Origin of the sequence: Fibrobacter sp., assembly GCA_024399065.1 — a bacterium.
Taxonomy (GTDB): domain Bacteria; phylum Fibrobacterota; class Fibrobacteria; order Fibrobacterales; family Fibrobacteraceae; genus Fibrobacter.
In genome coordinates, this window is record JAKSIB010000003.1 from 91,782 (window position 1) to 105,105 (window position 13,324).

The following is a 13,324-nucleotide window of genomic DNA, read 5'->3' on the forward strand; positions in this document are numbered from 1 at the left end:
TTACTTCAGGAACAATGCGCCGGAGATGGTGGCGCTTCCGTATTCACTGGCGGTGGAATGGTTGAATGTTCCCTTCTTGATGACGAGGGTTGCATTGCCGTTGTCGTAGACCACGGGGTGGTTCACCACGGCGGTTCTGGAGGTGCCTGCGTTATCACTGTTTGCGGAGTCCACGAGGCTTGCTAAGGGAATCGCAAATTCTTCGCGGACGTCTTTTTGCTCGCGGGCCTGGGTGCTGTCGGCGCAGTTTTCTTCGGCGTTGCCGCAGCTTGCACAACCGTTGTCCTCTTCAGTCAGATCCAGGGTTATATGAATGGTGTCGTTCTTCAGGATGAATAGGGAATCCTGAATGTAGCGGTAATCCACAAAGACAATCTTGTTCTTGCCTGCCGGGAATTCCGTGGGGATGTTCCTGGTTTCGTGGTCCCAGCGGATTTCGATTTCTGTGATGGTGTCGGGGATGGCAACTACGGAATCTACGGATGCCTCGGTGCAGTCATTGATGTCGCAATCGCTGACGTCGCCGGCCAGGGCCTGTTCTTCCAGGTACTCCTTGTATTCGCACATTTCGCATTCATCGTTGTACCTGGGGTTCACGAAGGTTTTAAGGTTGAAGATGTTGATGCCGAACATGGTGGCTACAATGGCTGTGGCGCAGAGGCTGACCATGGTCCACCAGATTTTCTTCTGGATCTTTTTTACGATCAAGATAATGAGGGCTCCCAGCATCCAGAAATGGAGAATGTAGAGGGCGAGGAGTTCGGTGTCGAAAAACTGGATGTGTCTGCCGAAGAGGATCGCGATGCGGGTGCAGGAAACCAGGAGGAGGGGGAGTGCCGTCCAGGGCAGGTATTTCATCACGATGCTGTCCAGCTTGTTTTCCTGGAAACGGGAGGGGTAGATCAGGGTGCAGATGATGATGATGGAGGCAATGGAGCAGAGGGCCGAAGCGGAAAGGGCTGCTATAATTTGGCCTGCCATGATGGAGTACTTGATGGAAAGGGCGTAGATGACAAAGACAAAGAAAATGACTGCGGGGATGAACAGGTAGTGGATGGTGCCGTAGACGAACTTGCTCTGGGTGGGCTGCTCGTCGGTGGAGGTCATCCGGGGGAGACTTGCCAAGAAGAGGGTTGGGAAGATGAAGGAGGCGCAGAAGATGGCTGCGTCGATGTAGATTTCGTTTTTGTAGATGTTGGAACCGAAAAGCAGGCCTAGGCTCAGCATGAGGGCGCTGAGGATTCCGTAGAACAAAATTGCGATGAGTGCGGATGCAAAGAAGGATTTGATGGCGCTGCCCAGGTGGCTCCACAGGGGGATATCGTTCTTTTGCCTGAAGCTGGGAATGAGGAACATGAGGGCGATGGTGGTGACCACCAGGACCACCGTGCGGCCGATAAGGATTTCTTCTTCGGAGTAGGATCTGCCGAAATCCTTGAAGACGTATGCCGTCACAGCCGCCAGAATGATTTGCGGGATGACATTCAGGAGGATGGATTTGACGCGGGTCCGGGTGCCGCCAAGAGAGTCGCGGGTTTCGTCGCGGAGCTTGACGCCTACGGAGAGGATTGCGCCCAGGATCGGGTAAAAGCCCATCCACAGGGAGAATGTGGCGTGGTGGCTGATCCAGCTTTCATAATGCACGAAACCGATGCGCGCCAGGCCGATGTAGTACAGGGTTGCCAGGCTGATGAGGGCCATGGCCACGGGAAAACGCTTGAAAACACCGGAAACTTTTGTGGGAAGCTGCTTGATTTTGGTAAGGTCCATGTTTTTACCTAATCTTTTCGTGATTTGGATTACTTTTTTTCATAAATAGATTATTTTGTAATATGAAAGGCTGAAGAACCTCCAACTATAGGTAAATATGTCCGCAAAGGTAACTAGCAGCGATCGCGTTGAAGATTTGTTCCCGGAAACCCCGGTCCGCAAGATCCTTACCCCTATCGAACGTCTCATGCAGGTGGAAACCACCGGTGGTATCGTTCTCATCATCATGACGATTGCAGCCCTGCTCTGGGCAAACCTCTCCCCGGAATCCTATCACCATGTTTGGCACTTGCCCTTCTCGTTGTCCATTGCGGGCTGGGTTGGCGCAGGCGATTTGCACTGGCTCATTAACGATGCCCTCATGACCATCTTCTTCTTCAACATCGGTCTTGAAGTGAAGGGCGAAATGACCTACGGCGAGCTTCGCGACCCGAAGGCAGCCAGCCTCCCCATTATTGCCGCTGCTGGCGGTATGCTTTTCCCGGCTTTGATCTACTTGGCTGTGAACGGCCTTACCGGTACCGACGCCGCCCGCGGTTGGGGTATCCCCACTGCTACTGATATTGCCTTCGTTGTGGGCTGTATGGCTATCCTGGGCAAGAAGGTGCCCCACGCTCTCCGCGTTATGATCCTTACTCTCGCCATTGCCGACGATATTGGCGCAATTCTCGTGATTGCTATCGGCTATCCCAGTGGCGACGGCTTGAACTTTGCAGCCCTGGGCGCAGGTATCGGCCTTCTGGTGCTGATCAACGTGCTGTTCCATATCGGCGTCCGTAACTTGTTCCTCCACGGAATTATCGGTGTGGCTGTCTGGGCCTTCTTTGTGAAGTCTGGTGTACACCCGACTATTGCCGGCGTGCTTCTTGGCCTTTCTGTTCCTGCAAAGCCTGTGGTTACCAGCGGCAAGATCCGTAACTTTGTGGCTGGCGCAGACCATGTTCTTTCTGGCGAATCCAAGGACGAACACGAAAAGTACCGCGTATTCTCCATGCTGACCAAGGCTTCCAGCGAAAGTATTTCCATGCAGGAACGCCTCTTCAAGCCTCTGACCCCCTGGATCAACTTCTTCATTATGCCGCTGTTCGCCCTTTCCAACGCAGGTGTGGAAATCAAGCTTGGCGGTGTGGAAGTTCCGGTGATGGGTGCTGTGGCTCTCGCTCTTGTCTTCGGTAAGCCTATCGGTATTTTCCTCTTCAGCTTGCTCTCCGTGAAGCTCGGCATTTCCAAGAAGCCCAGCTACAGCTGGAAGATCCTCTGGGGCGGTGGCATGCTGGCCGGTATCGGCTTTACCATGGCTCTGTTCGTGGCTAGCCTGGCCTTCGACGTGGGTGACCGTCAGGACTCCGCAAAGCTCGGTATTTTGCTGGGAAGCTTTAGCGCCGCAATCCTCGGTACCATCTACATGAGCTTGGTTTCCAAGCCTTCGAAGGATGAACCTGAGGAAGCTCACCACTAAAAAGAAACGCGGGCCTCGGCCCGCTTTTTTTGTACCTCGCGCCTGGAGCCTCGAACCTCGTGCCTCATTTTGTCTACATGTTACGTTGCGCCGGAAACCGCATCTACACGGGCTACGCCGTGGATGTGGAGGCCCGTTTTAAGCAGCATGTGTCGGGCAAGGGGGCGCGATTTACCAAGGCCTTTCCGCCGGAATGTGTGCTCCGCCAATTCGAACTGGAGACTAAGGGGCAGGCCTTGCGTTTGGAGGCTCGTATAAAGAAATTGAGCCGCCCGCAGAAGGAACTATTAGCTAGTGGATTGGGTGGTGCCGCGGATGGTGTTGCGCAGGGTGCCGCCGCCGAACTTCTGGAAAAATTGCTGGCCGGTTTGGACAAAACCTTGAAAAAGCCTCGCAAGAAAAAAGTGGACCCTATCGCTTCGCTCCAGGGTGACGCTAAGGATTAGTGGGCAATCAGGTCCACGATCAGATAAATCGCCATGGCGATACTGCACACGCTGATAAAGTTCTCGATGAACTTGTTGCCTTTTTTGCGCTGGAGGGCGCTGCCGAAGTAGCCGCCGCACCAGGCGCCGGCGGACATCACGATGGCGATGGGCCAGACAATCTTTCCTGCAATTCCGAGAGCGATGGTACTGATCACCAGGAACACAGTGGTAAGGCAGTTCTTGAGTGCGTTTACGTGAATGGGATCCAGGCCTGTGTAGCGTGTAAGGCTGAAGATCTGCACAAAGCCCACGCCTACCTGCACAATGCACCCGTAGACAGAAACGAGGGCGAATCCGATGGCGCCGCCCAGGGTCAGTTTTTCAGGCGGGTTGGCGGGCGGCTTTCCCAAAATGTCCTTGCGGAGGCGCCCCATGATGACCACAAGGCAGATGGCGACTGCAATGATTGCCTGGAAAACTTTGTCGTTGGCGTTCATCAAAAATCCAAGTCCGATGAATGTGCCCACGATGGAGGGCCAGAACAGTTGCTTGAAGAGTTTGACGTTCAGGTAGCCGTGCTTCGCCAGGTTATGGACGCTACTGAGGTTTCCGATAATCAGGCCGATTCGGTTGGTGCCGTTGGCGACGGTGGGCGGCATCCCCAAAAAGATCATGATGGGGAGACTCAGGGTGCTGCCGCCTCCAGCGATGCTGTTGATGAGGCTGACGATGGCGCCTAGCAGAAAGAATGCGGGGTACTGACCGTATTCCCACCAGCTTCCAAGTGTGGCGGCATCCACTAGAGAACCTCCGCGAGTGAAAGGTCGCGTCGCATCGTGAGGTCGCGTCGCGGCATTAGCGGTCCAGTTCCTTCTTCAAGAAGATGATGTTGTCGGTAACGGTCTTGATTTTTTCGTATTCCGGATATTCGTCGCTGCAGTTGTTCAGGGCGCCAATCGCCTTCAACAGAAGTTCCTTCTTCTTTTCGGGCTTCTTCTGCTTGGTGGCCTGGGAGTACAGCTGAGATGCGGTCTTGCGCTTGTCAGTGCAAACTGCGTCGGCCAACTTCTGGTACTTTTCTGCGGCCTGCTGACGGAGTTTGCTTGCCTTCAGACGTTCTACAAGAACCTTGGCCTTTTCGTAGGACTTCTTTTCTATGAGACCGTCCACTTCGGCGAGAGCCTTTTCCGGGTCGTTCTTTTCCCAGTACTTCTGGTCTTCGGAATTGATGGAATTCTGAAGTCTCTGGATGTAGGCGATCATCTTTTCGATCTGAAGTTCGTTTTCGAAGTCGCGGTAGCGCATCTGGAATTCGGTTGCCTGCTTCATGGCTTCTTCGAAGCGGGCCTTTGCCTCGGCCAGTTCAAGAATCTGGGTCTTTTCCTTGAGGCCCTTTGCAAGGGTGTTCTTGTAGGCAATCCGCTTTTGTTCGTTTGCGAAGTTGGTGAGGGAGTCACCCGGGGCCAGAGCGATGAGGCTGTCGGCAGCGGCGGCCACAAGGCTGTAGGCAGCGTTTACGCGGTTCATGTTCCTGATTTCAAGGACCATGGGCTCGTACTGCTTGGCGCGTTCCGCATTGGTCTGTCCGAAAACGTTCAACAAGGAATCGGCGCGATTCTGCCATTCGTTCCACAAAGGCTTCATGATGCGGAACTTCTGCAAGTAGGCTACGGCTTCATCTACGGCGTTGGCTTGGAACAAGGTATTTGCGAAATCAAACACCTCGTCTACGATACTTGGAATGGCTGTGTAGGGATCTACAGGGTCTGCGATCAGGCTGGGCTGTTCCTCAGGCTGCTGGCTTTTCTGTTGTGGAACGGTTTGCTGAACTGCCGGCTGTGCTGCGCTGGAGGAACTTGCTGCCGAAATAGTTGTTTTTGCGCTTGCATTGTCGGAAGAGCTTGCAATGATTTCAGAAGAACTGCTCTGAACAGATGCTTGAGAAGAAGATGACTGTGCAACGGTAGCTTGTGCCACGATGGCTTCGGTCTGTGCTACCGGACCACTTGCAGTGTTGCTAGCGTTTGTTGCGGGCGCTGTTGCTTGTGCCTGGGCTTCAGTTGTTGCGGGGACGGCAGGTGCGGTTTCCACAACGGGGCAAGGTTGCTGAACGGCGCAAGCGCCCAACATGGATGCTGCGGAAGCGGCAGTCAAAATCTTAACAAACTTCTTGTTCATTTCTTAAAATCCTTTTCGTGCTTGCGCGTGGCCGAGTTTATTCCATATCAGCTTCGATAGGAACGAATGCGTTCTGGCTGTTGAATTCAGAAGGCAGATCCCAGTCGTCGTCCTTAGGCATTGCCTTCGGAGTGTTGCTTGCAGGTGCTGCAGTTGCGGCAGGAACTGTTGCCGGTGCTGCGGTTTCTGCAGAGGGTGCTGCGGCTGGCTGAACAACAGGTTGTGCGGCAGCCGGAGTTGCAGACTGTGCTGCGTCAGTGGGCTGTGCCTGTGCTGCGGCTTCTGCGGTTGCTGCCGGTGCGGAACCTTCAGAAGTTGCGGGCTGTGCAGTACCTTCAGCGGTTGCAGGCTGAGCTGCGGGCTGTTCTGCGCTAGGCATGGGCAAGCTGATCATGATACCGCTTTCTGCAGCAGATTCTGCAGCGCGTTCCTGAACTTGGGGCGGAGTAAAGCCGGGCACATCCAGCCAGGGCAGCGGGCGTCCTTGAGAAGCGTCTGCGCCGGCGAGTGCAAGACCCGTCATGGGGTCAACGATAAGCTGGCCGCGTTCGTTACGGAAATTCAGGGGAACTTCGCCGGCCGCAATCATGGAAATGTCCAGGAAGTCCAGCTTGTTGGGAGTGCCGAGGATTTCAATTTCTTCCTTGGCAAAGGCAGCCCACTGGGGAAGGCCACCGCTGGCGCCTGCGATACGGGTGCGTCCGGATTTCAAAGGCTTGTTGTCGTCGAAGCCCACGTAGCTACCGATGGCCACCACGGAATCCAATGCAAGTCCGTTCTTTTCACTTACGTAAGTCGGCAATGCACCGAGGAATGCCACGTTGCGGTAATCGTTGGTGGTACCGGTCTTACCCAAGGTGGGGTAGCGGAGCTTGGTTCCTTTATCCGGGGAGGAAACGGTCATGTTGCTGAACTGGCTGCGAGCGGTACCGTTGGTGAATACGGAGTGGAGCATCACGGCCATCTGGGTGGTAACGGTGTCGTCCAATACAACCTTTTCTTCGACCTTGTTCTTGAAGATCACCTTGCCGTCGCGGTTTCTGATTTCCTTGATGAAGCAGGGATCGGTCCAGTCGCCATCTTTGCACTTGAATACCTTACCGGTAAGAAGAGTCTGGTAGGCGGTGGAGATTTCAGCCAAGGTAATTTCGTTTACGCCGAGAGGCATACTGAACACTTTCTGCAACTTCTGGTGGATACCGATTTCCTTGGCGAAGCGTGCGTATTCCGCCATGGAGAGGGAACGCTTGAAGTCGGGCCAGTAGCGGATGTGGTCTGCGTCCAGGTAGTCGGTAGAGGCGTCCACCGGTTCGATCATGTGGCTCAAACGCTTCAGGTCTGCCAAGGTGAAGTCTTCGAAAAGCTTGAAGCTTTCGGTGGGCGGCAATGTTGCGGCCAAGTCCGGATCAAGTTCGCTTGCCTCGCGAAGGCGCAAAATGTCGGAGTAGTTCTTGTAGTTGTGCTTGATGAACTGGATTGTCTGCGCATCCTTCTTGGCCTGCTTTACGGCGATGTCGTTGTAGGTGCCGTAGCGCATGTTCAGCAAGGCGCGGGCGGCGCCTTCGCGGCCTTCGTTCTTCAAGATTTCAACCAATGCTTCCTTGGCCTTGGTGAATTCGATTTCCTTCTTGGTTTCATCCTTCAAGGTCAGGCCGAACTTGTCGCGGAGTCTTGCGAAGTAGGCCTTGTATTCTTCTTCTGCTTCACGGGCGTAGCCGTTCTGTGCGGCCACTTCGGCGAACTCGTCGCTGTTCAGCTTGTCCAGCAAATGTTCAAGGAGCCAGATACTTGCGATGTTTTCGGAACGGGTGGTTGCCCAGGCGATGCTCACCACGTCGCCCTTGTTCTTGTGGTCCGGGCGCGGGAAGTAGAACTGGTTCACGAACTGGAATACGTTGAAGTTGTTTTCCAGCGGGTCAAGGTAGTTCCAATGATGCTGAAGTGCGAGAGCGTAAAGCAGCGGCTTCCAACTGGAACCCAGCTGACGTAGTGCCTTGAAACTACGGTCGAAACCTGTGTTGTGGAAACCGCCCTGGGTTGCAAGAACATTTCCGTTCTGGATGGCGAACAAGCCGCCCTGCAAAACAGGTTCCGTTTCAATCTGGCAGGGAGCGAAACCGTTCACCAGTTCTTCGCTGGCGACGCTCACCAAAAGGATGGCGCCTTTCTTCAGCTGGCTACCCAGAAGCTTGCTTACATCGATAGGCTTCTTGGGGTCGGAACTTGCCTTCTTGGCGAAGTCCTTCACGGCTTCTTCGGAGACCATGCCCTTCAGCTGTCCGAAGCTTAAGGTAAGTGCCTTGAGGCGGCCCAGGGAATCAACATAAACGCTGTCTACTGCGCCGTAGAGGTAATCGCCCTTGCGAGCGCTCTGGGCCTTGCTTGCAAACTGGGACTTGGGCAAAACGAAACCGCCCAGCTGCATCTGCAGATTACTGATGTTTGTCTGCAAAGCGCGCTTTGCTGCGTTCTGGGATTTAGCATCCAGGGTGGTGGTAATGGTGAGCTGAGCCTTGCGCCAGTCTTCGATTCCTTCCTTTTCAAATTCTGCGGTGAAGTAGTCGTTATCTAACTTTTCTTCGATGCGTTCCAGGATGGTGCTCATGGTGAAGCGGAAGTTTCCGTGGTTGAATGCCAACGGTTCGGAAAGAGCTTCGTCCATTTCGTCCTTGGAGATGTATTCTTCCTCCACCATTCGGCCCAGCACGTATCTCAAGCGTTCCTGGCCGCGGGCGATGGCGCGTTCGCGGCGTTCGGTGCTGCGCTGGATGAAGGGGTCGTAGTTGAAGGGGCCCTTCACGGAGCCTGCGATGAATGCGCATTCGGCGAGGGTCAGGTCCTTCAGTTCCTTGTTGAAGAAATACTGTGCTGCAATGGCCACGCCCTTGCCGGTACCGGAGACGTGGAACTGGTTCAGATAGAATTCAAGAATGTCTTCCTTGCTGAAGTGCTTTTCCATGCGCAGGGAGTTGATGAGTTCCTTGCCCTTTTCCTTGATGGAGCGTTCTTCACGTCCGAAGATGTTCTTTACGGTCTGCTGGGTCAGAGTGGAACCGCCCTGACGCATGTGGCCCGCCTTGATGTTGGAAACCATGGCGCGGGTGAAGCCATACACGCTGAAACCGTTGTGGTGCCAGTAGCCGGCGTCTTCGGCGGCGATCAAGGCGTTCACGATGTTCTTCGGGATGTCGCCATAGGGCACGTACACGCGGTGGTTTGCATCGAAGAATGCGCCAAGCAGTTCTTCGCCATCATTATAGTAGACGCGTGTTTCGCCAGAGAGAACCTGGAGAATGGTCTTGCGGTTGAACTGGTTGTCGGGATCCTTTTCGGGAAGGACCTTGAACACCAAAATGTATACCGGGATGCAGCAAATAATGCCGACGAGGGCGAATGCTGCCACAATCTTGAAAAGTTTGGAAAGTAGACGCTTCATACCATTTTAAATGTAGAATTTTTGTTTTTTGGGGTTTTGGCATGTAAAAAAATTGGGGGTTTTGGGGTGTTTTTAATGAATTATGGGGCGCTCCCCTTGAAAAACCACTGCTTTTTTTCTAAAATCTGTGTCCCCAAGATGGGAAGATGGCCGAGCTGGCCGAAGGCGCGTCCCTGCTAAGGACGTATAGGACTAAATCCTATCGCGAGTTCGAATCTCGCTCTTCCCGCTGAAAAGCCCCAGATCGAAAGATCTGGGGTTTTTTGCTCTTCGAGCCCCCAAAAAAAACAGATGCGGTACTGTAGACCGATAAATATGCTGAAATGTCTCAATTTACGGGAAAAATGCTTCCAAAAGCGCCCTTTTTCCCGTAATTTTGCACATAACCTAACGGGAAGATCGCAAATTTGCGGAAAAATTCCCTGGTTTTGGACGATTTTGTGCCTCCGAACCCTATTTCTACCCATTTTTTTATACAAATCATGGCGAATTGCTACGGACAACGTAACATTTTACGGGAAAAACGCCCTGATTTTGCCTTTTATTCCCGTAAAAAAGGCGGTTTTTTGAAAATTATCTCCTGAAACTATATTTTTCTTGACTTTCCCTATTATTTTTGCGATATTATTTGGGGTAAAAACAAGGAGTGCTTATGAAGGCATTGAATTTTATCGCTGGTGTGGCCCTTGGTGCCGCCGCAGCCATTGTCGCTGTTAAAAAATTCAAGGTTTGTTCCTGCGGTGATGCAGCCGATGGCGAAACCAATCCTGCAGTCAAGGAAGCTGAAGAAGCAGTGGAAAACCTCCGCAGTTCCGTGGACAGCCTCCGCAAGGAACTGAATTCCCGCATCGAGTCCGAACAGACCTACGCCTCTCAGTGCGAAGAGCTCAAGGGCGAAGTTGCCAAGAAGGAAGCTGAAATCAACAACCTCAAGAATGTCTGCGACAAGCAGGCTGGCCAGATCCGCAAACTCGAACCGTAATAGCGCTTTTTAGCCACTTTTCGGTGTAAAACGCCCCCTTTAGGGGGCTTTTTTATTTGTAAATTATGATTGTGGCACGCTTTTTGCATAGAAAAACAGAGGCTTTGACAATGATCCGCAACGTTTGCTCGACGTTGGTGTTTGTTGCGTTCGCCCTTGCTTGTGCCTGCGCCTTTACCGCCTGTGAGGAAATTGAGGAAGAAAAACCCTGGATCCAGGTGGAACGCCCGGACATGCTCTTTACTGACACCACCCTCATGGACAGCTACGACAGGGGTGTGCTTGCCTGGAAGTTGAAGACTGCCTATTTGGAACGCTGGGGAAACAAGGACGTTGTTTTTGTCCGCCCGGTGCTTGTGGATATTTATGATTCCGTGGGGGAGCGAACTGCGTTTCTTCGTGCCGACTCTGGCCGACTGGACATGAGTTTCTCCTATGTGTATGCCTACGGTCACGTGTATGCCCTTACGCCCAAGGGTGCCTCGGTGCGCTCCGACTCCTTGCTCTGGAACAAGAAGGATAACCTTGTCCGTACCGAAAGCTATGTGCGTGTAGTCAGTGAAGATGGCGACGTGCTGCAAGGCAAGGGATTTGTCAGCGACGCCCACATGGACAACTGGAGAATTCTTGCCAACGTCACCGGTATTTTCCAGGATGCTGCAAAGCGCCTGAAGGAAGAGGACAAGAAGGAAGCCGACGCCATCGAAAGCAGAGATGCAAACGATGCCGCCCATCCCCATGCCCGCCCCTCCAACGCGCCGATCAAGGGATCGCCGGGCGTTCCGGCAAAGCCCGCTCCCATGAAGCCTGCGCCTGGCCAGTCCGCTCCGCAGAAACCGGCTCCGCAGAAACCTGCGCCGCGCCCCAATACGCCTGCAAGGAGGAACCGCTAATGCGCCGTTCCCTGATTTTCCTGCTGGTGCTGTTGCTTCCGGTAATCGCATTTTCCCAGACGTCTCCGCTGATCATGAAACATGCGGATAGCCTCGCCGTGGCCCGCAAACGCGGTACCTTGATTCTGCATGGTCGCGTACACTTTGTTCACGATAGCGTTCAGTTCCGCACCCAGCGCGCCGTATGGAACAAGGACAACGAAGTGGTCCAGTGCGACGGCGGTTTCAAGTTTACTCATCCCAATGGTTATGTGAACGCTGACAAGGGTATCTACCAGAAGAAGGACAACATCGCCATTGCTACAGGCAAGGTGAATGCCGGCGACTCCGCCCACACCTATTTGCTGAAAGGCGAACACCTCGTGTACAACCGTAAGGATGAAATTCTGGACATGCCCAAGGATCCGCACCTGTGGCAGTTCGAGAAGAAGAAGGACGGAACTGAGGACACCCTTTCCGTGGTGGCAGAGCACATCGTGTACAATAAGAAGGATGGTGTTGCCCAGGCTCATGAAAAGGTGGTCATCATGCAGCAGGATGTGACCATTTCTGCCGACCACATGAAGTATACCAGGCAAAGCGATATTGCCGAGGCTTATGACCACGTGACCCTGACCCAGAAGGATGTGACCATCTTTGCGGACAAGATGAACTACAACAAGAAGGACGACTTTGCCGAAGCCTTCAACCACGTGAAGATGACTCAGAAGGACATGGTGGTGACCTGCGATACGGGTTACTTTGACCGTAAGAACAACTGGGTTTCCATGAAGGGACATCCGACCTGCGACTTGAAGGGATATCACCTGACGGGCGATTCCATTTTCCTGGTGCTGGATTCCACGGGCAATTCCCTGAAGTCCGCCTTGGTGATCCGAAACGCCCACGGCGTGCAGCAGGAAGAACCTAAGGGACGTACCCCCGGCCGTGTCACGGAAGCTACCGGCGATACCTTGTTTGCCCAGTTCAAGAACAACAAGATTGAACATTTGTATGTGAACCAGAATGCCCACGGAACCTTCTACGAAACCGACCTGAAGGATTACCGCAACTTGATGGACGGGGACCGCCTGGATATGTTCTTCAAGAAAGGCAAGATGGACCATGCTGTTGTTTCGGGCAAGGCTCAGAGTACTTATTTCTACGTGAAGAACGACAGATCCATTTCGGGCAAGAACGAGGCCACCGGCGATACCATCCATATCACCTTCGATGCCCAGAAGAATGCGGTGAAGTCTCTTCGACTGCTGGGAAGCTCCGCCATGGCCAGCGGCCGATACGTGGACATGGAAAAGGAAAGCCGCAATAAGGCTGCCGCAAAGAAAGATTCTTTGGCACAATTGAAAGAAAAAAGCGATATTAAGAAGGACGATGTCCCGGTTATTAAAAGAGGTCGTCGTCGCGAATACAAGAACGAATCCCCTGTGGAGGAAAAACATTGAAAAACCTAGTCAGCACTATTCGTACAGAAAAGCTCCGTAAGGTGTACGGCGGTCGCCAAGTGGTGAGCGATGTTTCCATCCGCGTTTCCCAGGGTGAAATCGTCGGATTGCTGGGCCCCAACGGTGCCGGCAAGACAACGTCTTTCTACATGATCGTGGGAATGGTCCGTCCGGAATCCGGCCACATCTTCTTGGATGATATCGAGATGACGGACAAGCCCATGTACAAGCGCGCCCGCCTGGGTGTTGGCTACCTCCCGCAGGAAGCTTCCATCTTCCGCAAGCTTAGCGTTGAAGACAACATCATGGCCATTCTTGAAACCCAGGACATGAAGCGCGCCCAGCGCAAGAAGCGCCTGGAAGAACTCCTGGAAGAATTCAAGATTACCCATATTCGTAAGACCAAGTCCATGAGCTGTTCCGGTGGTGAACGCCGCCGCCTGGAAATCGCCCGTGCCTTGGCTAGTGACCCGTCGTTCCTGCTTCTGGACGAACCCTTCGCTGGTATCGACCCCATTGCTGTGGCAGATATTCAGTCCATTATTTCCGGACTCAAGGACAAGGGCATGGGCGTGCTGATTACGGACCACAACGTGCGCGAGACTTTGTCCATTACGGACCGCGCCTACATTATGTACAAGAGCCAGGTCTTGACCGAAGGTTCCTCCGAATACTTGGCGAACGACCCCGAGGCTCGTAGAATTTATCTTGGTGATAGCTTTAGATTGGATTAGGT

10 protein-coding genes and 1 tRNA gene are annotated in these 13,324 nt (G+C 53.4%); 7 read left to right on the forward strand and 4 right to left on the reverse strand.

Annotation, left to right across the window (positions count from 1 at the left end; genetic code table 11):
- The gene (locus tag MJZ25_02350; GenBank protein ID MCQ2123005.1) at positions 1-1,770 is read right to left on the reverse strand and encodes a DUF4153 domain-containing protein; all 1,770 of its coding nucleotides are present in this window, start codon (positions 1,768-1,770) and stop codon (positions 1-3) included.
- A gap of 97 nt (positions 1,771-1,867) precedes the next feature.
- Here MJZ25_02350 and nhaA point away from each other — a divergent pair, with 97 nt between their 5' ends.
- Positions 1,868-3,229 (forward strand): Na+/H+ antiporter NhaA, encoded by a 1,362-nt coding sequence (gene nhaA, locus MJZ25_02355; protein ID MCQ2123006.1) that lies wholly within the window; start codon positions 1,868-1,870, stop codon positions 3,227-3,229.
- 77 nt (positions 3,230-3,306) lie between these two features.
- Positions 3,307-3,675: a GIY-YIG nuclease family protein gene (locus MJZ25_02360; GenBank protein ID MCQ2123007.1), complete on the forward strand. Its 369-nt coding sequence runs from the start codon at positions 3,307-3,309 to the stop codon at positions 3,673-3,675.
- Here the strand turns inward: MJZ25_02360 and MJZ25_02365 are convergent.
- Genes MJZ25_02365 through MJZ25_02375 form a run of 3 tightly spaced genes read right to left on the reverse strand, consistent with a single transcriptional unit; the run spans position 3,672 to position 9,271 of the window.
- Complete coding sequence (locus MJZ25_02365; protein ID MCQ2123008.1) at positions 3,672-4,457, reverse strand: sulfite exporter TauE/SafE family protein; 786 nt, start codon at positions 4,455-4,457, stop codon at positions 3,672-3,674. The genes MJZ25_02360 and MJZ25_02365 overlap by 4 nt on opposite strands.
- Before the next feature lie 55 nt (positions 4,458-4,512).
- Positions 4,513-5,835 carry a hypothetical protein gene (locus MJZ25_02370; protein MCQ2123009.1) on the reverse strand — a complete coding sequence of 441 codons (1,323 nt, stop codon included), beginning with the start codon at positions 5,833-5,835 and terminating at the stop codon, positions 4,513-4,515.
- Between the two features lie 37 nt (positions 5,836-5,872).
- Entirely contained in the window at positions 5,873-9,271 is a 3,399-nt protein-coding gene (locus MJZ25_02375; GenBank protein MCQ2123010.1) for a transglycosylase domain-containing protein, read from the reverse strand.
- A gap of 140 nt (positions 9,272-9,411) precedes the next feature.
- Here MJZ25_02375 and MJZ25_02380 point away from each other — a divergent pair.
- The 5 genes from MJZ25_02380 to lptB all read left to right on the forward strand — a co-directional run bounded on the left by MJZ25_02380 (position 9,412) and on the right by lptB (position 13,322).
- Positions 9,412-9,500 (forward strand) — tRNA-Ser (locus MJZ25_02380).
- Between the two features lie 423 nt (positions 9,501-9,923).
- Complete coding sequence (locus MJZ25_02385; GenBank protein MCQ2123011.1) at positions 9,924-10,253, forward strand: hypothetical protein; 330 nt, start codon at positions 9,924-9,926, stop codon at positions 10,251-10,253.
- Between the two features lie 110 nt (positions 10,254-10,363).
- Positions 10,364-11,146: an LPS export ABC transporter periplasmic protein LptC gene (gene lptC / locus MJZ25_02390; protein ID MCQ2123012.1), complete on the forward strand. Its 783-nt coding sequence runs from the start codon at positions 10,364-10,366 to the stop codon at positions 11,144-11,146.
- Entirely contained in the window at positions 11,146-12,588 is a 1,443-nt protein-coding gene (lptC, locus tag MJZ25_02395) for an LPS export ABC transporter periplasmic protein LptC (GenBank protein MCQ2123013.1), read from the forward strand. Before lptC (MJZ25_02390) ends, lptC (MJZ25_02395) begins: the two co-directional genes overlap by 1 nt.
- Positions 12,585-13,322 (forward strand): LPS export ABC transporter ATP-binding protein, encoded by a 738-nt coding sequence (gene lptB, locus MJZ25_02400; GenBank protein ID MCQ2123014.1) that lies wholly within the window; start codon positions 12,585-12,587, stop codon positions 13,320-13,322. The genes lptC (MJZ25_02395) and lptB overlap by 4 nt, the downstream gene beginning before the upstream one ends.
- Positions 13,323-13,324 lie beyond the last annotated feature (2 nt).

What these genes read in the sequence shown, in the direction of transcription:
- MJZ25_02360 (MCQ2123007.1), top strand. Translation starts at nt 3,307, where the DNA reads ATGTTACGTTGCGCCGGAAACCGCATCTACACGGGCTACGCCGTGGAT.
- MJZ25_02385 (MCQ2123011.1), top strand. Translation starts at nt 9,924, where the DNA reads ATGAAGGCATTGAATTTTATCGCTGGTGTGGCCCTTGGTGCCGCCGCA.
- nhaA (MCQ2123006.1), top strand. Translation starts at nt 1,868, where the DNA reads ATGTCCGCAAAGGTAACTAGCAGCGATCGCGTTGAAGATTTGTTCCCG.
- lptC (MCQ2123012.1), top strand. Translation starts at nt 10,364, where the DNA reads ATGATCCGCAACGTTTGCTCGACGTTGGTGTTTGTTGCGTTCGCCCTT.
- MJZ25_02370 (MCQ2123009.1), bottom strand. Translation starts at nt 5,835, where the DNA reads ATGAACAAGAAGTTTGTTAAGATTTTGACTGCCGCTTCCGCAGCATCC.
- lptC (MCQ2123013.1), top strand. Translation starts at nt 11,146, where the DNA reads ATGCGCCGTTCCCTGATTTTCCTGCTGGTGCTGTTGCTTCCGGTAATC.
- MJZ25_02375 (MCQ2123010.1), bottom strand. Translation starts at nt 9,271, where the DNA reads ATGAAGCGTCTACTTTCCAAACTTTTCAAGATTGTGGCAGCATTCGCC.
- MJZ25_02350 (MCQ2123005.1), bottom strand. Translation starts at nt 1,770, where the DNA reads ATGGACCTTACCAAAATCAAGCAGCTTCCCACAAAAGTTTCCGGTGTT.